18 protein-coding genes are annotated in these 19,034 nt (G+C 51.1%); 9 read left to right on the top strand and 9 right to left on the bottom strand.

From position 1 onward, the window contains the following. Positions 1 to 24 precede the first annotated feature (24 nt). Entirely contained in the window at positions 25 to 1,446 is a 1,422-nt protein-coding gene (locus PsW64_RS01455) for an SEL1-like repeat protein (protein ID WP_063302454.1), read from the top strand. A 22-nt stretch (positions 1,447 to 1,468) separates the two neighbouring features. Here PsW64_RS01455 and yddG read toward each other — a convergent pair whose 3' ends face one another. Further along, a complete protein-coding gene (gene yddG, locus PsW64_RS01450) occupies positions 1,469 to 2,359 on the bottom strand; it encodes an aromatic amino acid exporter YddG (protein WP_063302453.1) in 891 nt (296 codons plus the stop codon). A gap of 208 nt (positions 2,360 to 2,567) precedes the next feature. Here yddG and PsW64_RS01445 point away from each other — a divergent pair, with 208 nt between their 5' ends. The 3 genes from PsW64_RS01445 (at position 2,568) to PsW64_RS01435 (ending at position 5,396) form a co-directional block, all read left to right on the top strand. Then, positions 2,568 to 3,317: a helix-turn-helix domain-containing protein gene (locus PsW64_RS01445; protein WP_153042324.1), complete on the top strand. Its 750-nt coding sequence runs from the start codon at positions 2,568 to 2,570 to the stop codon at positions 3,315 to 3,317. Positions 3,318 to 3,445: 128 nt separating this feature from the next. Then, positions 3,446 to 4,075 (top strand): MarC family protein, encoded by a 630-nt coding sequence (locus PsW64_RS01440; RefSeq protein WP_063293716.1) that lies wholly within the window; start codon positions 3,446 to 3,448, stop codon positions 4,073 to 4,075. A 211-nt stretch (positions 4,076 to 4,286) separates the two neighbouring features. Continuing rightward, positions 4,287 to 5,396 carry a PLP-dependent cysteine synthase family protein gene (locus tag PsW64_RS01435; RefSeq protein WP_082830977.1) on the top strand — a complete coding sequence of 370 codons (1,110 nt, stop codon included), beginning with the start codon at positions 4,287 to 4,289 and terminating at the stop codon, positions 5,394 to 5,396. 59 nt (positions 5,397 to 5,455) lie between these two features. Here the strand turns inward: PsW64_RS01435 and PsW64_RS01430 are convergent, their stop codons facing one another. The 3 genes from PsW64_RS01430 to PsW64_RS01420 all read right to left on the bottom strand — a co-directional run bounded on the left by PsW64_RS01430 (position 5,456) and on the right by PsW64_RS01420 (position 7,734). Next, a complete protein-coding gene (locus PsW64_RS01430) occupies positions 5,456 to 5,899 on the bottom strand; it encodes a VOC family protein (RefSeq protein WP_063302451.1) in 444 nt (147 codons plus the stop codon). 504 nt (positions 5,900 to 6,403) lie between these two features. After that, on the bottom strand, positions 6,404 to 7,057 hold the full coding sequence (locus PsW64_RS01425; protein WP_063302450.1) for a TetR family transcriptional regulator: 654 nt from the start codon (positions 7,055 to 7,057) through the stop codon (positions 6,404 to 6,406). Positions 7,058 to 7,149: 92 nt separating this feature from the next. Beyond that, the gene (locus PsW64_RS01420; protein ID WP_063302449.1) at positions 7,150 to 7,734 is read right to left on the bottom strand and encodes a class I SAM-dependent methyltransferase; all 585 of its coding nucleotides are present in this window, start codon (positions 7,732 to 7,734) and stop codon (positions 7,150 to 7,152) included. 144 nt (positions 7,735 to 7,878) lie between these two features. Here PsW64_RS01420 and PsW64_RS01415 point away from each other — a divergent pair, with 144 nt between their 5' ends. Both PsW64_RS01415 and PsW64_RS01410 read left to right on the top strand, forming a co-directional pair. Next, positions 7,879 to 9,318: an aldehyde dehydrogenase family protein gene (locus PsW64_RS01415; RefSeq protein WP_063302448.1), complete on the top strand. Its 1,440-nt coding sequence runs from the start codon at positions 7,879 to 7,881 to the stop codon at positions 9,316 to 9,318. A 137-nt stretch (positions 9,319 to 9,455) separates the two neighbouring features. Next, positions 9,456 to 9,848, top strand: coding sequence for a DUF2147 domain-containing protein (locus tag PsW64_RS01410; protein WP_063302447.1), 393 nt, complete (start codon positions 9,456 to 9,458; stop codon positions 9,846 to 9,848). Positions 9,849 to 10,049: 201 nt separating this feature from the next. Here the strand turns inward: PsW64_RS01410 and PsW64_RS01405 are convergent, their stop codons facing one another. From PsW64_RS01405 to PsW64_RS01395, 3 genes are read right to left on the bottom strand one after another with little or no spacing between them, the layout of a single operon-like run. After that, a complete protein-coding gene (locus PsW64_RS01405) occupies positions 10,050 to 12,344 on the bottom strand; it encodes an FdhF/YdeP family oxidoreductase (RefSeq protein WP_063302446.1) in 2,295 nt (764 codons plus the stop codon). 46 nt (positions 12,345 to 12,390) lie between these two features. Then, positions 12,391 to 13,143 (bottom strand): formate dehydrogenase accessory sulfurtransferase FdhD, encoded by a 753-nt coding sequence (gene fdhD / locus PsW64_RS01400; RefSeq protein ID WP_063302550.1) that lies wholly within the window; start codon positions 13,141 to 13,143, stop codon positions 12,391 to 12,393. A gap of 30 nt (positions 13,144 to 13,173) precedes the next feature. Next, the gene (locus PsW64_RS01395; RefSeq protein WP_063302445.1) at positions 13,174 to 14,019 is read right to left on the bottom strand and encodes a patatin-like phospholipase family protein; all 846 of its coding nucleotides are present in this window, start codon (positions 14,017 to 14,019) and stop codon (positions 13,174 to 13,176) included. Positions 14,020 to 14,237: 218 nt separating this feature from the next. Here PsW64_RS01395 and PsW64_RS01390 point away from each other — a divergent pair, with 218 nt between their 5' ends. Next, the gene (locus tag PsW64_RS01390; protein WP_063302549.1) at positions 14,238 to 15,002 is read left to right on the top strand and encodes a helix-turn-helix transcriptional regulator; all 765 of its coding nucleotides are present in this window, start codon (positions 14,238 to 14,240) and stop codon (positions 15,000 to 15,002) included. Positions 15,003 to 15,323: 321 nt separating this feature from the next. Here the strand turns inward: PsW64_RS01390 and purD are convergent, their stop codons facing one another. Beyond that, the gene (gene purD / locus PsW64_RS01385; RefSeq protein WP_063302444.1) at positions 15,324 to 16,604 is read right to left on the bottom strand and encodes a phosphoribosylamine--glycine ligase; all 1,281 of its coding nucleotides are present in this window, start codon (positions 16,602 to 16,604) and stop codon (positions 15,324 to 15,326) included. Positions 16,605 to 16,724: 120 nt separating this feature from the next. Between purD and PsW64_RS01380 the strand changes: the two genes are divergently transcribed. Next, entirely contained in the window at positions 16,725 to 17,213 is a 489-nt protein-coding gene (locus PsW64_RS01380) for a hypothetical protein (RefSeq protein WP_063302443.1), read from the top strand. Positions 17,214 to 17,284: 71 nt separating this feature from the next. Next, on the top strand, positions 17,285 to 18,229 hold the full coding sequence (gene ubiA / locus PsW64_RS01375) for a 4-hydroxybenzoate octaprenyltransferase (protein ID WP_063293725.1): 945 nt from the start codon (positions 17,285 to 17,287) through the stop codon (positions 18,227 to 18,229). Positions 18,230 to 18,234: 5 nt separating this feature from the next. Here ubiA and PsW64_RS01370 read toward each other — a convergent pair whose 3' ends face one another. Further along, positions 18,235 to 18,834, bottom strand: coding sequence for a DUF6101 family protein (locus PsW64_RS01370; protein WP_057462260.1), 600 nt, complete (start codon positions 18,832 to 18,834; stop codon positions 18,235 to 18,237). Between the last annotated feature and the right edge of the window lie 200 nt (positions 18,835 to 19,034).

Raw genomic sequence — 19,034 nt, 5'->3', positions numbered from 1 at the left:
CTTGAAGCGTAGAGAATTTGAATTATGCATTTCCGTTACCTAAAAATCACAATGCAGGCGTGGCTCTTTTCCCTTGTATGCCTCCATTCTTCTTTCGTTTTTGCGCACGATTTTGAAGCTACGCTGGCATTGGCAAGGGGGGGGGATGTTGGTGCCCAAGTAGAGCTTGCCGGGATGTATGTACATGGGCGCGAAGTGCAGAAGGACTATGCTAAGGCGCTGAAATGGTTTCGTCTGGCAGAAGAACAGGGAAATGCAGAAGCACAATTTGGTTTAGGGGTAATGTATGAATATGGCTATGGAGTTTCACAAAATTTCGTGAGAGCTATTGAATGGTATCGTTTAGCAGCGATCTCCGGGAACTCTTATGCGCAATACAACTTGGGACTTTTGTACTACCAAGGGCAAGGTGCTTTGAAGGATTTGAAGGCTGCAAGAGAGTGGTGGCTCAAGGCAGCGGAGCAGGGCAATTCCCGTGCACAGTACGATCTTGGATTGCTGTTCGATTACGGTAGGGGCGTCCGTGAAGATAAGGTAGAAGCAGCAAAATGGTACCGCCGAGCGGCTGATAACGGACATCCAGACGCTCAAGCACGGCTTGGCTGGATGTATGTAGATGGCCGAGCAATGCAGAAGGACTATGCTAAGGCGCTGAAGTGGCTTCATCTAGCTGCAGATCAGGGAAATGCAGATGCTCAACTACGGCTAGGCATTATGTACTACAAGGGGAAAGGTGTACCGCAAAGTTCTGTCGAAGCAGCAAAGTGGCACCGCAGAGCCGCCGATAACGGACATCCAGAAGCCCAATTTTTACTTGGTAGTATGTACCACAGAGGCAAGGGGGTACAACAAAGTTTTACTGAAGCACTAAAATGGTTGCGCCTTGCTGTTGCACAGGGCAACGCAAATGCTCAGTTTGTTCTGGGACTAAACTATCTATCTGGCGACGGTGTACCAACAGACTATTCTGAAGCAATGAACTTGTTTCGTCTCTCAGCAGATCAGGGATATGTAGATGCACAGTATTACCTTGGACTACTGTATGATGCAGGCGACGGTGTGCCTAAGGACCACTTTAAAGCAGTTGGATGGTACCTTCTTGCCGCTAATCAGGGTCACGACCAAGCACTATTCAATTTGGGAAGCTTATTTTCAAAAGGAGATGGAGTCCCTCAAAGTGAGGCAGTCGCAAAAATACTATTGTCTCTTGCGGCGAAGTGGGGCAACGAAAAGGCACAAAATAATCTGGGCACGATGTACGCTAGAGGTGAGGGCGGTCGACAGGACTTCATGCGGGCATACGTTTGGCTCTCAATTGCGGCATCTGGTGGAGACGATGTGGCTGTGCAAAATATGAACAAAATTGAGCAACACCTTTCATTGCAGGAACGTAACGAAGCGAAGCAGGAAGCTTCGGAGTTCCTCGCCAAGATGAAAAATCAGTGAGGCTTCTGCCTCACGATAACTCCTAAGTCGGCCTCTTCGCTGCAATCAAGGACCCGCCTGCAATTGCTAGTGCTGCGATCACGATATTAGCGGCAAGAGTGCCTTCTCCAAACACGATCAGCAGAAGCGTTGAGATCAAAGGCGCACCATAGGCGAGGACGCCGAGCAGCTGCACGTTGCCGTGCTTCACGCCAAAGTCCCACGTGTAAAAGGCGATGCCCACGGGCCCCAGACCCAAACCAATCACGGCGATGATTTGTGTAAGATCCTGAGGGACAGCGGTGGTCTCCCAGAGGAAATGAGCGAGCCAGCCAAACACGGCAGTTAAAGCACAATAGCCGATCACCGCATCGGAAGAGGTGGTCTTGATCAGTCGGCTCAAAACAGAATAGCTGGACCAGATCAACGCACAGCCAGCCGCCGCCACATAGCCAACAACGTACTCCCACTGCAGATTGCCTGCAGAATTGTCCCAGCCCAGCAATACCCAATAGCCTGCAAGCGCAACAAGAGCCCCGCCAACATGCCATCTTGTAATGGTCTCTCCCGGCAACAGGGCAGAGAACAACACAATGAGCAGCGGCCAGATGTAGGCAATCAGTCCCGCTTCAACAGCAGGCGCATTCTGCAAAGCAACAAAGTACAGCGCATGGAACCCAAACAAGCCTCCAACACCGAGCAACCAGCCGGACAGAGGCAGCTTGAAGGCGGAACGCACATCAGCTTTTCCTGTCAACAGCTTGCCGGAGAGTGTGAGTGTCGCCACCGTAAATGTCATGGCCAGCAGCTGAAACGGCGGAAACTGATCACCGGTCAGCTTGGTCAGCACAGCAAGCGTGCCCCATAAAACAATGGAGATACTCCCGATCGAGGTCGCAGCGCTGACCTTGCCAGCTGATTGGTTCTGTAACATTTAATATTCCGCTTGAAGACTGAGGCCATCACATCGCTGGAGGTTCCAATGAAACCGACCAGATCCTGCCTCATTTCCTGCATATTAGAATTAGGCAAAACAGGAAATAGATTTTATTTTTGAGATTTTCGAAAGACCGCGGTATCCCTGAGCAAGCAGTCCTCTTAAACAAGCTTTTGGACCAAGAGTGGAGATCTGGAACGAAGTCATGCCCTATCAAGCTGTCATCCGTGAATATGACCGGCTGGAACTCGGACACCACCACGCATTCGCGCAGGCTGTTGTTCCGTTACAGGGCGAAATGCAGATTGAAATTGGCGGCCACTTCAAGCAACTGACAGTCGGTTCCGTCGGCCTCATAGCGCCAGAAACCCTGCACGACAGCGAAACCACATCCGGCAGCCGCTTCCTGATCATAGACGTCAGCGACAGAGCGGCCATTTCTCAGTTCTTCCGCCACGCAAGCGACAGCCATCAGGAACTCTCACCACTCGCACTGAAGTACCTCAACTTCGTCGCCTCGCTCACGGACACGTTTGAAGTGGACGCAAACGGCGCTGCCTCCATCCTGAACACAGCCCTTGAACTGGCAACAGGTCGGACCACAGATTTCATCGACCAAAACGCAATCACACAGCGACTACAAAGCGTAAAAGAGCAGCTGCCCACACACAACAAGATTTCGGATATCGCGAAAGAGGGCGGGTATTCAGTCAGCAGTCTGCAAAAGAAACTCAAAGCCTCCTACGGTAAATCCCCAAAACAACTCCAGCTGGAGATGCGTCTGGACAAAGCTCTGACCCTGCTCAGATCAACAGACCAATCCATCGCAACCATCGCCTTCCAGATTGGCTATGAGAACGCCTCATCCTTCACCAACATCTTCAAAAAACACTTCGGCCTGACACCCTCGCAATACAGAGCCCAATACTGGCCCTCCAAAGCCAGCCACAGCTAACCCTCCCTCGATTACAAGATCCAGCGACTATTAAAATCCTTTAAGTTGTATGCTTTTACAGCGATCAGTATGTTGCATGCTTTGCTCAATATCCCCCTACGTGCAAAGCAAACAACAGAAAGCATATAATGACTGAAACGGCTCTGATCACCTACATTGCTGCGCTTTTCTCCATGATGAACCCCATCGGAAACACGGGCGTTTTCGCGGGTATGACCGCCGACAGAGATGCCGCCACCGCACGGCGCATCGCGTGGACATGCGCAGGTGCAATCGCCCTGACGCTCCTCACCGTCACCTGGACGGGTGGCATTCTTCTCAAGTTCTTCGGCATAACCGTCCATGAACTACGCGCTGCTGGCGGCGTGATTGTCCTGCTGATCGCCCTCTCCATGTTGCGCAGTGACAACAGCCACCGCCAAACCCCGCAGGAAGCAGCCTCCGCAGCAGAGCAGAACCACATCGCCGTCGTCCCACTTGCCATTCCAATCGTTGCCGGACCAGGCGCCATTGCAACAGCCATTGTTGCTGCTGAGCGTCATTCTGGGATCTGGGCCAAGATTGATCTATCCATCGCAGCGGTTGGGCTTGCGCTGTTCACCGGTCTCTTGTTCTCAGTTTCAAAACCCATTGCAAACAAGCTCGGCGAGTCAGGTATGGGCGTCGTAACCCGCCTCATGGGCATGGTGCTCGCCGCAATCGCCATGGGCATGCTCGCTGAAGGCGTTATAGGCATGATCCCGGCACTGGCAAGCTGAGGAAATATCGCTTCGCTATGAGCAAAGCATGCAAGGCCCGCTCCGGTGGGCCTTGCTCGTTCAAAACCCTCTCATTTTCACCAGCGGCTTTACTCTCTGTTTTATACAGCAGCGATCCGCGCATCCTGGGATCCAAGCGCCAGCTATACTTGTCTCAAAGAAGCACGCTGCGAGCAGGGCGCGCTGAAGCAATGGCAAGTCAGGTGTTTTCATGCTGGAGTTCAACAGCCATACCAACCACAGAAACCCCTCTAGCAGAGCATGGGCGCTGCAGGCGATCCAGAATATTGAGGCGGATTACAACCGCTCGGCTGACACACACCTCATCAAGCTGAGCATTCCCAAGCTCACCAAGGCGGGGATTGATCTTTACCTGAAAGACGAAAGCACCCACCCAAGCGGAAGCCTCAAGCACAGGCTGGCACGCTCGCTCTTCTTATACGGCATCTGTAATGGCTGGATCAGGGAAGGGACACCAATCGTAGAATCCTCCTCAGGTTCAACCGCGATCTCAGAAGCGTATTTTGCACGGCTGATCGGAAACCCCTTCGTCGCAATCGCTCCCAAAGCCACGGCGACGGGAAAGATAAGGGAAATCGAAGCGCTGGGCGGTGAGGTGCATCTGGTGGAACCCTATCAGATCTATAAGGAAGCGGCGCGATTGGCAAAAGGACTGGGCGGCCATTACGTGGACCAGTTCACCTATGCAGAGCGGGCAACCGATTGGCGCGGCAACAACAACATAGCCCAGAGTCTGTTCTCCCAAATGGAGCTGGAACGCTTCCCCGCACCCAAATGGATTGTTATGAGTGCCGGAACAGGCGGGACAACAGCCACCATTGGCCGATACATCCGGCTGCACACACAGGATTACCCCAAAACACAACTCTGTGTCGTAGATCCCGAGAACTCCGTGTTTCATGAATATTACAGAAACAGAGACAAAAGCATTGTCAGGAACAAACCCTCACTGATTGAGGGGATCGGCAGACCACGAGTAGAACCCTCCTTCATGCCGGATGTCATTGACAGAATGATCGACATCCCGGATGCAGCGAGTATCGCGACAATCAGATGGCTGGAAGGGGTTATTCTGCGCAAATGCGGCGGCTCAACAGGCACAAACCTTTATGGTGCGCTCGCATTGGCCAAGGAGATGATGGAAAACGATCAGGAAGGCTCCATCGTCACCCTCATCTGCGACAGCGGAGAGCGTTATCTGGACACTCTTTACGACGACAACTGGGTGGCCAGCAAAAATCTGGACCTCTTACCCTACATGCACAAACTCATAGACTTTGCTGAAATCGACGGAATCTAAAGTGGTTTAACTCTGGAAAGTACGCCGGTACCAACGTCACCAGCGTACTTGCTGCACCATCAAGGCAGATCATAGAACCCTAAAGCGTTGCCAGAAGGATCGGCAAACTCCGAATATGTAACGACCTCTGGTATTTCGACTGCTTCACCAGTGTCGATGTTCACTTCAGATCGTGCTTGTTGCGAAGTTGCCATATCGTCCACCAGAAAACGGACGATGGCGCCAGTTGATTGCGCGTCATCTGCCTCGAAGACCTGAAGCCAAACACCCGGTGCAACCTTGAACTCCACGATACCGGGGACTGGTCTGATCACTTCGGTATCAGGACCAAGAAACTTGGCATACCACACCTCTGCTTCTTCCAGAGAAGGCACCGGGACACCAATAGTCACCTCTTGGAACGGTTCTGCCGAGACAATACTCGTGAATGCCAAAGAGACAACAAAGGCCAGTGCGAGCCTGCGCATGATCGTGACTGTATTCTGCGGCGAATTAAACGACATAGTTTCTCCTTTATGATTTAAATATAGTAACTATACTTTATGTACATAACGGCAATTGTCAACATCACCTCTTTTGACCCGAGAACTTTGATAGTGCCACGGTCCCAAGTATTTTCCCCTTGGGAAGGAAGAGGGGATGCGGCTTTGGCACGGAGTTCAATTTGCATCTAATCTGCGAGCAGAGAGGTTGGCTCACCCCTGATAAGTCCTTTTTAATTCTTGCCAATGTGATTTTAAGGAAAGGTCAGCCCAAGCCTTCTGCGAAGCTTGGCCGAAGTACGGAGCTTCTCGGGTACATCATTGCTGCTCATGACATTCGCTTGTGCACGAGAAAGGTCCTGCGTACATCTGAGATGAAAGCAGTGGAGCTATCCAACACATAAGATTTTGGATAGTTGAGCCAACTCGTGGGTATCTTAGCCTGGATGCAATATTGGTTGCGTTTGTAGGTGCGCAAAAGTGTGGCCGCTTTCTGCGACTTCCTCGCGCTTTTGGGTGTTTTTCCTACAGTCTGCTTTTCTTTGCTTGTAGTCCGATGATGTATGTGTAGATCGCGTCAAATAGCTCATCTCGAAATGAGAGGTTGAGCCATTCAAGGCCTTCAAACTGAGAAAGCTCTCTTATTGGATTTGATGGACTGGCCATTGGCCACAGACCTGAAACCAGCAGGGCGGATGTGAAAGCAATTTTCTGGCCGTCTTCCTTGCTACTACCATTCATTGCCTCTGCAATATTGGTCGCAACTCTTTCGTAAAGTACTAAGCCTTGCAGCTTGATCTTTTTGATGGCTTCCAAATGGGTGTTGTGTTCCAAAAATGATGCGGAAATACAAAGCAGCTCGCACAAAAAAGGCTGCTCACAATATTGATCAGTTATAATTTTGCTAAGGTCCTCAATCGAGACGGTTCGTTGAGAAACATTGTTTTGAAAATTATCTACAAACAAGCACATTTCCTCATGCATCAAGGTCATAAGGATTTCTTCGCGGCTCCCAAAATAGCGATAAAGATTAGATTTGTTTACCGCTGCGTGTTTGCCGAGTTCGTTGAGCGACCAATTCATCACGCCCTTTTGAGAGCATAGTTCCTTCGCCATTTTGAGGATGTTTTCGCGTCGAGCAGCTTTCTGCTCATCCTTGCGTGCTCGCTTGAAGTCCATGGTTTCTCCGAATAGCTCGCCTTTATCGCCAAATCTAACCTAAGCCTTGATGGGATGTAGCTCTTACCCCATCAATCACTCAAAAAAGTAGCTTAGGGTGCAGCGTAAGTGGGTTGATAGGCCCATACGACTGCAGGAGGGATATTTTTCCAGACACGTCGTGACCTGATGGCCTGAACACCTTTTCGCTTTGGAATAGGTGAGATTGTTGAATAGGTAAACTGCACTAATCGTCCACCTGGTTTGAGAACCTCAAGGCAATGATCACGAAACTGTTCGCGTTTTTCTTTCGGGTAAACAAATTGAGGCAGGCTTGAAACAACGGCGTCAAATTGCTTCTTCCCATGAGAAAGATTTTTGAGTGTCTGGTAAGCATCCTGTTGCAACAAAATAGCTGCTGGGAAGTCCCTGGATAACCCTTCAGTAAATGATTTCGACAACTCAATCAGCGTTAAATCTTTTTCTTCAACACCTGCATTCAACAGCGCACGCGTGACGCAGCCTGTGCCGGGACCAATTTCAAGTACCCGGGCACCAGGTTTGATGGCAGAGGCAAAGACCATAGCTCTGGCTAACTCCGAAGAGCTTGGCAATACCGCTCCTGTGCGCAGGGGGGCTTCCAACCAGTTTTCCGAAAACAACACACAATCAGACTTCTGTTTGAATGTTTGAGACATACCTTCATTCCTCAATCTAGGCATTTCAGGAGAAAATAATTGACTTGAAAAGAACCGCTGGTCTTTTATATAAGAGACTATCAGTCTTTTACTAATCAATAAAGAACGACTTCCGGCGGAATTAAAGAGGGTCAGGTGCAACCGATGAATAAAATTGAGCAGGTTCAGCAGGTCTTTGACTTGCAAAAAAGAAACTATGCCTCATCGAAGTCAGTTTCATTTGAAACGCGAATGGACCGGTTGGGGCGTATCGAGTCTCTGTTCCGCGAAAATTATCCGGCAATGGTGCAGGCGTTGCAGGCCGATTTCGGTACTCGTGATCCTGATGTGGCGTTCATGGGGGACGTCTATTCACCGCTTGAAAATGTCAAAGTCGTTCGCAAAAGCTTGAAAGCTTGGATGAAACCGGAACGCCAATCAGACGGGTTCATGCGCCTCTTGGGTCAACGCTCCTACATCCTCCATGAGCCTTTGGGCGTGGTTGGGGTCATATCTCCCTTCAATGCACCAATTACACTGGCCTTTGACCCGGCTATCGACGCCATTGCTGCTGGCAACACGGTCATGATGCGTTTCCCGGAAGTCATGCCTGAAACCGGAGCTTTGATGACAAGGCTCATGGCAAAATACTTTGATCCTTCTGAAATTGCTGTCGTTACCGGTGATGTTGACTTGGCAAAGTTCTTCTCATCATTACCGTGGGATAAGCTGGTCTTCACCGGCGGGGCAACAACAGCTCGTCACATCATGGCAGCGGCAGCCAAGAACCTGACACCAGTCCTTTTGGAACTTGGTGGCAAATCTCCAGTGCTGGTTATGGAAGATGCTGATTTGCGTTCTGTCGCGCGCAAAACAGTAAAAACGCGCCTTATGAACGGTGGGCAAGTTTGCATAGCTGGAGACTATGCACTGGTGCCCGAAGCTCAGTTCGAAACATTTCTGAACTTGTTGGAAGAAGAGGCCCACTCTATCTATCCGACAATACTGGAAAATCCGCAGTATACCGCTGTCGTCGGAGAGGCATCTTTTAAGCGGTTGAACTCTTACATTGACGAGGCGCGGGAAAGCGGTGTTCGTATTCGTGAGATTATCCCTGAAGGAGAAGCTCTGCCTGATCTCACGAGTCGAAAATTTCCTCTAACGCTTGTGGCCAACCCCAAGCCTGATCTGATGCTATCAAAGGAAGAGATCTTCGGCCCTATTTTACCAGTTCTTAGCTACAGGACACTGGGGGATGCCCTTGCGATTATCAATAGTAAAGAGAAACCTCTGGCCCTCTACATTCATGGCAATGATCGTGCGAGCATTGATCGGATCTTATCTGAAACAAGCGCTGGCGGCGTGACGGTCAATGACTTCCTCATCCATGCCGGTTCGCACACCATGGGCTTTGGCGGCGTCGGGACCAGTGGCATGGGTCGGTACAAGGGAGGGAAGGTTGGTTTCAAGGCTTTCTCCAATCCCAAAAGCGTGCTCGAGCAAGGGTTAGTCAGACGGTTCTCGACCAACTTCTTGCCGCCACTCTCAGGAAGTCGAGCCCGAAAAATGCTGCTCTCCAGAGTTGGCCTGACTGAGACCTCTTGAAACTCTCAAAGCTTAAATTTTCAAGCCAAAAATAGTTACCTCGAAGATTGGGCAGGCCACTCGGGTTGTCCCTTGCCTAAGCGCAGGTTCGCGATCAGCAGCACTTTAAAACCTAAAATTTGAAAGGGAATACACACATGAAAACTCTCATGCTCTCTAGTGTAATAGCGCTCACCATGTCGTCAAGCATAGCTTTAGCGGCAGATCCGGCAGTTGGCGTTTGGGAAACTGGGCTGGATGAAGGCCGATACAGCCATGTCAAAATCGAGCAATGTGGCGACAAGATATGTGGAACGCTTTTGCGGCTTTTCGAAGAAGATGGGACACCAGTAAATGACGGCAATATCGGCAAGACAATTCTTTGGGATATGACCCCTAAGCCGGGTGGTAAATATCGTGATGGAAAATTCTGGCGTGTTTTTGATGGCAAGACCTATAACGGGAAAATGGACATGCTTGGCAGCCAGCTAAAAGTGTCGGGCTGCGTGATGTTCATTTGCGCAGGTCAAAAATGGAACCGAACTGAGTAGTTTGGAGATTGCATCTCCACCTCAAAACTTGCGACTGCCTATCTTATTCAAGCAATAGCAAGCTTGTAGGGGGAATGGTGTGAAGAGCACATTGCGCTCATTCCTCCTGCAAAACGCCATTACAAAGACGCATGCGCAGATTGTCAAAGCCATCATCTACGATAGGCAGTTCAACAAACTCTGACAGTCAAAACAGAAAAATCACCCCCGACGACGTGATTTCGACAGTGACACCGGAATAGCCTTGCTCGTTGGGGTGCCGGACTGGTCGCCTACGGAGTAAACAGGTATAAGGACATTCACCTCCGGGAAGTAAGAGGCAATGCAGCCCTGTGGCATGTCGTAGGGCACCACCTGAAAATCGAGGACACGCCGATTGCGTCCGTCTTCGCTCACCGTTCCGATATCAACCTTTTCACCCTTGGAAACACCCGCCCGTCGCATGTCGATTGGGTTCATGAACACCACCTTGCGTCCGCCAGAGATACCTCTGTAACGGTCATTGAGTGTGTAAACGGTGGTGTTGAACTGATCGTTGGAGCGAAGGCTCTGCAGGGTGAACGTAAGCTTGGGCGCTCTGGCGGTTTGCTGTGCCGATGTCGCAAGCGGAAGGGAGTAGCCGGAAAACTCAGCTTTGCCGGACTTTGTTGCCCATCTTCGGTCGGCAATCGGATTACTCAGATAAAATCCGCCCGGGGTGCGCACCTGGCCGTTAAACCCGGCAAACTCGGGCAGCACTTCCTCAATCTTTTCCCGAATGCGATCATAGTTCTCTATGTAATGCGTCCAGTTGACCACCTTGTTGCCAAGGGTCGCTCTGGCCAGTCCGGCAATAATCGCAGGTTCTGACATCAAAAGATCAGAAGCTGGCGGGTTTACACCAGCAGATCCGTGGATTCTGGAGAGTGAATCTTCCACGGTGACCATCTGCTCACCTGAACGCTGGTCATCATACTCGGTGCGGCCCAGACTAGGCAGAATGTAAGAGAGGGCGCCTGTCATCAGATGACTTCGGTTCAGCTTGGTTGCAATGCTCACCGTCAGGCGACATTTGCGTATGGCTTCCTCTGTCAGGTTTGTGTCCGGCGCAGAGCGGGTAAAATTGCCTCCAAGGCTCATGAAGACCCGCAGCTTACCCTCATCCATCATCTTGATGGACTCAACAGCATCAACACCGGCATCCATCGGCGGTTCAAACTCAAAGGCTTGCTGCAAAGAGGTCAGAAACTCCTCTGAAGGGTCAGAGGTAATGCCCATACGGCGAATACCCTGCGTGTTCGCATGGCCCGGCATCGGGCAAGCACCAGCCCCCGGCTTGCCAACGTTTCCGCGAATGAAAAGCAGGTTCATCATCTCGCGGATTGTTGCAACAGAGTGTTTGTGCTGGCTGATCCCTGTACCCCACGTAATGATCGGGCGATCTGCCTGCACATAAATCGCAGCTGCTCTTTCAATTTCGTCGCGGGAGAGGCCGGACTGGTCTTCAATCTCTTTCCAAGGCGTCAGTTCAAGCGCTTTTTCATAGCTCTCAAACCCGTTGCAGTTCTCTTCAATAAACACCCGGTCAACATGGCTATGGGTGAGTATCCGCTCATAGTCCCATGCCAGGATGGTCTTCACCATGCCGCGCACCGCCGCCATGTCACCACCCAGCTTCGGGGTGAAGAAATGGCTCGCAACAGGTGCAGAACCAAACCGCATCATCTCCAGTTGGTTCTTGGGGTCCGCGTAGCGTTCCAGTCCGCGCTCTTTAAGCGGGTTAAAGGACACCACATGCGCGCCGCGTTGCGTGGCTGCGCGTAGCACCGGCAACATCCGCGGGTCAGTCGAGCCTGGATTGTGACCAAAAACAAAGATGGCATCAGCTTTGGAGAAGTCTTCCAGACGAACCGTGGCCAGCCCGCTGCCGATAGCTTCTTCAAGCGCAATACCACTGGCTTCATGGCACATGTTGGAGCTGGACGGGAAGTTGGTGGAGCCATAAACACGCCCGAACAGCTGATAGAGAAAGGCAGCTTCGTTACTTGCGTGTCCGGAGGTGTAAAACACGACCTCTTTGGGGTCTTTGATGCCCCGCAGTTCTGCACCAATTTCCTTGAAGGCCTCAGCCCAACTGATTTCGTTATAGCGGTCAGTTATTCTGTTGTAGCGCAGCGGAGATGTCAGACGGCCTTGATCCTCAAGGTCAATGTCGGAGAAGGTCTGCAATTCAGAAACCGTGTATTCCTGAAAAAAGGAGTCTGTGATCCTCTTATCCGTCATCTCGGCAGCAACAGATTTGACGCCGTTTTCACAAAATTCGATGGACGAGGTCTTTTCAGGGTCAACCCATGCACAGCCAGGGCCAATAAAACCGTCAGGCTGGTTTGTTTTTAAAACTGTCTGGATTCCTGAAGTAAGCGACGTGTTTTGCAACAGAGCCTGACCACAGCTCCACACGGCACCCCAGCCACCAGCGGGAGCTGTTGATTTCTTTGCAATAATAGTGTCGGACACGCCGGACTCCTCAGGCTCTTAGAACGCCCACGAACTTGATGAGTCGCTAGCTGTAGCGTGTGAAGCTGTATCCACGGTTGCAACTAAATAGATTTAAACAATTCTCTTGTGCTAACTTGACAGCCAAATCGCTGGGCGTTGCCATGACTGCAAGTGTTCCAACGCGGGCGCTAACGGCTTTTTGCACCAGATCAGAGCTGCACCGGCTCGTTGTGATGACCAGATCAACAGGTTCACCGCTGCGCACGCCAGCCCCAAGAGCTTTGTCCATGGCGTTGTGCCGGCCAATATCTTCGCGCACTGCCAGTATGTTATCACCACAACACACCGCAGCTGCATGCAAGCCGCCACCATAAATGCCATTGAGCGTTTGCTTGGATTGCATCGCTTCAAACATGGCCCCAATACTCTCGGTTTTGGGAGCAGGCTGCTGGGCAAGCGGGGTGAGGGCACGTAAGGCCGCACGAATGCTATCAAGCCCGCACAGGCCACAGCCAGACGTTCCTGTCAGCAGACGCTTGCGCTTCAAAGCGGTGAAGAACAGCTCATCGTCAATATCCAGATTGACGCTGATGCCTTCCTCACCGTGCTCATTGAGGTTGATCGAGTGCACATCATTGATGGAGGAGACGATCGACTCGCTGATAGCAAAGCCAACGGCAAAGTCTTCGAGATCTCTGGGCGTGGCCATAAACACAGCAAAGCCTTCTCCATTCAACGTCACCGCAATGGGGACTTCTGGAGGAAGTTTTCTGCTTTCAGCAATCGGTATTTGCCACTCAGGGTCCAGAATAGACAACCCAGACTCCACTTCTTTCTATTCTTCTTATCAAGAGATTAGGTAGTTCTCGATCTTTTGGTCAAGCTCAACCTTTACCTCATCACGAAGCCCGGCGCTATCCTCCAATATTTCTCGCGCCTTTAAAAAATCAAGCACTTGATATTGCTTAATGTTTGGGAAGATCGAAAGATCAGGTGCCCGTATTTTCAATTTTTCCTGAGAAATGGTCCGCATGAGGATCTGGGTCGCACCAAACACGCTTTCCGTTGCACTGGGAAACTCGCGTTTTTCATCTCGTTTGGGTGTGCCCACAACATCCACTGCAATCACGATGTCACAATCGCTGGGCAGCACATCAAAAGGCAGCGGGTTAACAACGCCGCCATCAATGAGCACCGTGTCGTTTAGGTGCACAGGCCTGAAGACAAACGGAATGGCGATACTGGCTGAGACAGCATCCACCAGATTACCCTCGGAAAAACGCACTTCCTCTGCCTTGTAGTAATCCGCAGCAATGGCTTGAAATGGAATGGAAAGCTCAGAGAAGTCGGTTTTGAGCACATCCCCCACAAAGACTTCCAGCACACGTTTGGAATCAAACTGACCAATGCTGGACTTACCACCAAGCAGGTCTGCAAAGCGTTTTGGCATGCTCACCTCAACCAGCTTGCTGAGCACCTTCTTCCACTCGCCAAGTGTTTCAAGAGTATATGCCTCAAGCGCGTCTCCACTCACGCCACCTGCATATCCTGCACCAATCAAAGCGCCGATGGATGTACCAGTAATAGCATGAGGTGTGATGCCCATGTCATCAAGAGCTTGCAAAACCGGGATATGGGAGAGACCACGGGCGCCTCCGCCACCAAGGGCAAGGCCAATCTTGGGAGTACTCATTGAAAGCCTGATCCTTTAATAACTCTCATTAAAAATATAGGTGCTCTCGCTTGCTTTCCAATTGAAAACCGAGAGAAATAACGTGATAATCATGAATGACGAACATAGATAAACAATAGATGGGCACTGGGGCAAACATATCAATTGATTTGGTGGCAGTTAAGCGCACAACTTGGCTGGTTGATATGAAGCAAGGCTCCAATCTTGCGGTGTAAATGATGAACTATTCCATGGGTTATCCGGCAGGCTATGATCGAAATCTACTGCAGTTTTCTCAAGATCTATGGAACTGTTCGTCCCTGCAAAGCCGCTGGGAAGAGCTTACCAGTTTTGCTGAAAGACTGGGCTTTGAAAAAGGCGCCTACATCATCGTGCCCAAAATCGAAGGCCGTGTAGAAGACCGGCAACCGATTTGCCTGTCCAATCACGCAGATGATTGGGTCGATCATTACAACAGCCATCATTACTACTTCAAAGACCCTGGTATGGATCATCTGCTCAGCGGCAAGAAAGCCGATCAGCTTTGGACCGATTATACCGTCAGACCAACCGGAAAGATTGATGAAGGCTTCTTCCATGATGTCCGTTCAGCAGGTCTGAAGTTCGGTGTGACCATCCCGGTGGATTGCTCCAACAAGCATTTAGTCGGCGGTGCGAGCTTTGCCTCCTGTGAACGGACACAGCTCGGTTTTGATGCACAGATGACGGCAAAGTACCCGATCCTGAAAGGGGCGGTGCAACTTTTCCATACCTACGCGCAAGAACCTGAAACCCTGAGTGAGTTCTTCGGGTTCACGCCGAGAGAGCATGAATGTCTGCTGTGGTTGACGGCAGGGAGGGCAAATAAAGAGATCGCCCACATCCTGAATCTCTCAGAGAAAACCGTAGAACATCACATCAAACGGGCCTGCAAAAAGCTGCGAGTAACGAACCGGACGCATGCCGTTGCTCGTGCTATGACCTTTCAGTTGCTTTCGCCCTAGACCTTTGCAACTTTAAGGCATCAGGGAAAATCCCCCATTGTTATGAGTTGTGCATTTATGCATAATCAAAATTGCTAGAGGTTGCACTTTAGCTCCTGCATGGCAACTTTTCGCCTCGTGCAGTTGTTTGTGGTAGTTTATCAATTTGATCTGTTGGTTGGGCACAGGCTGTCGTTGTCCGACTGAAAGTGTAGATAAATATAACTCCTCCGAAGTTCGCTTCGGAGGATTTTTTTTGGCAATTGTATTCAGTCGGCACAAAAAAAGAGCGGCTCGAAAAGCCGCCCTTTGTAAATATGTCTAGTCCTGCAAAAGAGCAGATCAGTCCTGCTGCTCACGCTCAACTGCGCGCCAGCCGATATCTTTGCGGTAGAACCCGCCCGGCCAGTCGATCTTCTCAACAGCCGCATATGCTTTTTCACGCGCTTGAGAAACAGTCGCCGCCCGCGCTGTGATGTTCAGAACACGGCCACCATTGGACAGCAGTTTCTCATCAGCAACCACGGTGCCGGCATGGAAAATCTCTACGTCTGGATCAGCTGCAGCTTCTACCAGACCTTTAATCTCGCTCAACTTCTCATAGGAACCCGGATAGCCATTGGTCGCCATCACAACAGTGATCGCAGGATCTGTGTGCCATTCCGCATCCACCAGATCCAATGTCCCTTCAGCGCAGCCAAGCAGAATCGGCAGCAGATCGGTCTTCAGGCGCATCATCAGAACCTGACATTCCGGATCGCCAAAGCGCACGTTATACTCAATCAGCTTCGGACCGTCCTTGGTGATCATCAAACCCGCATAAAGCACGCCTTTGAACGGGCAACCCTGCGCTTTCATGTCTGCAATGGTTGGGTGGATGATCTCTCTCATCACCCGGTCCATCATCTCCTCGGTCATCACTGGTGCAGGGGAGTAGGCACCCATACCGCCAGTATTCGGGCCTTCATCACCATCGAATGCTCGTTTGTGATCCTGTGCTGTCGCCAGCGGGAGAGCATTCTTACCGTCTGAGAGAACAAAGAAGCTGGCTTCTTCGCCTTCAAGGAATTCTTCAACAACCACTTCCGCGCCAGCAGCACCGAAGGCACCGTCAAAGCAGCTGTCGATTGCATCGAGTGCTTCCTGCTCGTTCATGGCCATGATGACGCCCTTACCTGCAGCAAGGCCATCTGCTTTCACCACGATCGGAGCGCCTTGCTCACGAATGTAGGACTTGGCAGCCTCGGCATTGTCAAACCGGCCATACGCAGCGGTTGGCACATTTGCGCGGGAGCACATGTCCTTGGTGAAGCCTTTGGACCCTTCCAGCTGCGCAGCAGCAGAAGATGGACCAAATACACGAAGGCCAGCATGGGTAAGACTGTCAGACAGGCCATCAACCAGTGGAGCTTCCGGGCCAATTACAACAAAATTGATGTCGTGGAGGCGGCAGAACTCGATAACACTGCGATGATCAGTCGGGTCCAGTGCAATACACTTGGCAAATTGCTCGATGCCTGCATTGCCCGGGGCAACAAACAGCTCGTTTAGCACCGGAGATTTCGCCAGAGACCATGCCAGCGCATGTTCACGCCCGCCAGAACCGATCAGCAGAATATTCATTGAAGTAGACCCTGAAAATAAGAAGGGAACAGGTTCCCCAGTTGTGCGTCTAGGATGTGATGCAGCCTGTAGCATGAGTATGGCTCACAGTAAACGAACAACAGCTCTGGAGAGACCAAAATGCCCCGTCCATCAGTCGAACTGTTGCTGGTTACACCACTGTTTATGAATGAATTCTTCGAGCTGCTGGCAAAATGGGGAGAGCAAGACACCCTTTCAGAGCCGGTTCGTTCACTGGAAGAAACTGCCCGCAGGTTGTTGGTTGACCCAAGTGCAGGGCAGGCATGGTTGATCAGAAGCTCGGGAAAAAGCCTTGGGTTTGTGCTTGTAAGCTACCGGTACAGTATCCGGGCTGGTGGCAAAGTCGGGTTCATAGAGCAGGTGGCACTCGCTCCAATGGAAGGGATTGAGCGGCTGTTACCGCCTGTGCTGCAGGCACTGGAGGATGATCTGGCACAAAAGTCGGTCGTTAAGATGGAAGTTTCGCTGAAGAGACCGGAGCGAAAGACCAGAAAACAGTTCTTCGAGGAATTTGGCTTCTTGACGCAAAGTGTTGATCTGTTGGAAAAGACAATTCACTACGAAGAGGAATTTCCTCTCAGCTTTTAAAGCGAACTTGGAACTTGCTGCGTGAAGGGAAACAAGCGCAGATAAGCTCCAGACATGACGGTGAGGTGGCAATGTTCAATACCAAAGACACTGGTCCAGTTGCAGATGCAGTAAAGCGTCATTGGGTTGATACGCGCTTGCCGCCAGGCCTTCGCCCCTTTGCTCGCCTTGCCAGGTGGGAGCGGCCAATCGGCTGGTACCTGCTTATGTGGCCGTGTTTGTGGTCATTAGCCCTCGCATCCAATGCGGCAGGAGCTGCCATTCCAAACATCTGGTACGCAGTGCTGATGTTTATCGGTGCAGTGGCAATGCGTGGGGCAGGATGCACCTACAACGACATTGTCGATAAAGATATTGACGATAAAGTCGAGCGCACACGCTCTCGTCCAATCCCCTCAGGTCAGGTCTCCAGCAAACAAGCCAAAATCTTTATGGCGTTGCAGGCGCTCGCCGGGTTGGTCGTATTGCTGCAGTTCAACACCTTCACCATAGTCCTGGGCATATCCTCTCTGGCAATTGTTGCCGCCTACCCATTCATGAAACGTATCACCGACTGGCCACAGTTCGTGCTTGGTCTGGCGTTCTCCTGGGGCGCATTGATGGGGTGGGCCGCTGTCTTTGGCAGCCTGTCACTGGCACCGGTACTGCTGTATTGCGGGGGTATCCTCTGGACAATCGGTTACGACACCATTTACGCCCATCAGGATAAAGAGGATGACGCTTTGGTCGGCGTGCGCTCAACAGCGCGATTGTTTGGCGAAAAAACCCGTCAGGCTCTGGTCATTCTTTATGGCGCAACAGTTGTTCTGTTTGCAGGAGCCTTCATTGCAGCAGGCAGTGGCCCGCTTGCATTTGCCGGTTTGGCGCTCGGTGCATTTCACTTGCTGAACCAGATCCGCGTGTTGGACATAGATGATGGCGACCAGTGCCTTCAGCTCTTCAAGTCCAACTCAACCTTCGGCTTGATCTTGTTTATCGGATTGGTGCTGGACGGCCTTGCTGCCTATTACCTTTAAGAGTTTCAGCGCCGCAGAGATGTGAAACGGCGGGAGCTGGCGAATATCTTCTGCAACCGTGTTGGCTTGCCTGTTTCGCGGCCAACAAGAAAACGCGGACGTCGTCCAGTCAACGCTCGAAGCTTTCTGCGTGGCAGTGCCTCACCTTTGGAGCATGTGTTAAGCCCAAGACGCGCCAGCTTGGAGGTGCCATCGCTGTCGATCATGAGCAGCGGCAGTGCCAAAACATCTGACCAGGCTTCCCAATAATCCGCTGTCAGCTCCATATCTGTGCTGGTATAAAGTGGAATGCTCAAAGCATGATCGCGATGCAGCAAAATGACCTGATACTCCAGCTCATCGCTGATCTCGCTGACTGTCGCTCTCGCTCCAACACCAGAGTAAGACCCAAGCGGAACCGTTAAGGTGAGCGGAAGCCCACCCATCTCACGGCGAATAAGCACCTTGTCCGGATCAATGCGAATATCGGATCTGTTAACGCCCGGCGTTTCAAGAAGATCATCAGGAAGGTCCGCCTGCATGCGAAATGGCAGCGATACACTCACACGATTAATGTGGTTGTCGTTGCTCGCAAGGCCCAAAAACTGCGATTTGTAGTTGATCACGGAACTGCCCCTCCCTCCACAGGTGTGGAGGTTTCAATTCATCTTCTTTTCAAACTAGAGGAAAATTACAGGGTAGAATCTGCGTAAGCCCTTAACTCGAATGGTTAAAAAACTCTGATTTTAAAGAGGCTTAGCGAACCTCTTCCGAACTTGCTAAAATTCTAACTATCTTTAAGTGGGCTCACTTATGTGCAAAGCCA

The sequence above is a fragment of the Pseudovibrio sp. W64 genome, from assembly GCF_001623145.1.
Classification (GTDB): domain Bacteria; phylum Pseudomonadota; class Alphaproteobacteria; order Rhizobiales; family Stappiaceae; genus Pseudovibrio.
Note: the sequence above shows the minus strand (reverse complement) of the source record. Positions and strands in the feature narration are given on the sequence as shown.

What these genes read in the sequence shown, in the direction of transcription:
- PsW64_RS01455 (WP_063302454.1), top strand. Translation starts at nt 25, where the DNA reads ATGCATTTCCGTTACCTAAAAATCACAATGCAGGCGTGGCTCTTTTCC.
- yddG (WP_063302453.1), bottom strand. Translation starts at nt 2,359, where the DNA reads ATGTTACAGAACCAATCAGCTGGCAAGGTCAGCGCTGCGACCTCGATC.
- PsW64_RS01445 (WP_153042324.1), top strand. Translation starts at nt 2,568, where the DNA reads ATGCCCTATCAAGCTGTCATCCGTGAATATGACCGGCTGGAACTCGGA.
- PsW64_RS01440 (WP_063293716.1), top strand. Translation starts at nt 3,446, where the DNA reads ATGACTGAAACGGCTCTGATCACCTACATTGCTGCGCTTTTCTCCATG.
- PsW64_RS01435 (WP_082830977.1), top strand. Translation starts at nt 4,287, where the DNA reads ATGCTGGAGTTCAACAGCCATACCAACCACAGAAACCCCTCTAGCAGA.
- PsW64_RS01430 (WP_063302451.1), bottom strand. Translation starts at nt 5,899, where the DNA reads ATGTCGTTTAATTCGCCGCAGAATACAGTCACGATCATGCGCAGGCTC.
- PsW64_RS01425 (WP_063302450.1), bottom strand. Translation starts at nt 7,057, where the DNA reads ATGGACTTCAAGCGAGCACGCAAGGATGAGCAGAAAGCTGCTCGACGC.
- PsW64_RS01420 (WP_063302449.1), bottom strand. Translation starts at nt 7,734, where the DNA reads ATGTCTCAAACATTCAAACAGAAGTCTGATTGTGTGTTGTTTTCGGAA.
- PsW64_RS01415 (WP_063302448.1), top strand. Translation starts at nt 7,879, where the DNA reads ATGAATAAAATTGAGCAGGTTCAGCAGGTCTTTGACTTGCAAAAAAGA.
- PsW64_RS01410 (WP_063302447.1), top strand. Translation starts at nt 9,456, where the DNA reads ATGAAAACTCTCATGCTCTCTAGTGTAATAGCGCTCACCATGTCGTCA.
- PsW64_RS01395 (WP_063302445.1), bottom strand. Translation starts at nt 14,019, where the DNA reads ATGAGTACTCCCAAGATTGGCCTTGCCCTTGGTGGCGGAGGCGCCCGT.
- PsW64_RS01390 (WP_063302549.1), top strand. Translation starts at nt 14,238, where the DNA reads ATGAACTATTCCATGGGTTATCCGGCAGGCTATGATCGAAATCTACTG.
- purD (WP_063302444.1), bottom strand. Translation starts at nt 16,604, where the DNA reads ATGAATATTCTGCTGATCGGTTCTGGCGGGCGTGAACATGCGCTGGCA.
- PsW64_RS01380 (WP_063302443.1), top strand. Translation starts at nt 16,725, where the DNA reads ATGCCCCGTCCATCAGTCGAACTGTTGCTGGTTACACCACTGTTTATG.
- ubiA (WP_063293725.1), top strand. Translation starts at nt 17,285, where the DNA reads ATGTTCAATACCAAAGACACTGGTCCAGTTGCAGATGCAGTAAAGCGT.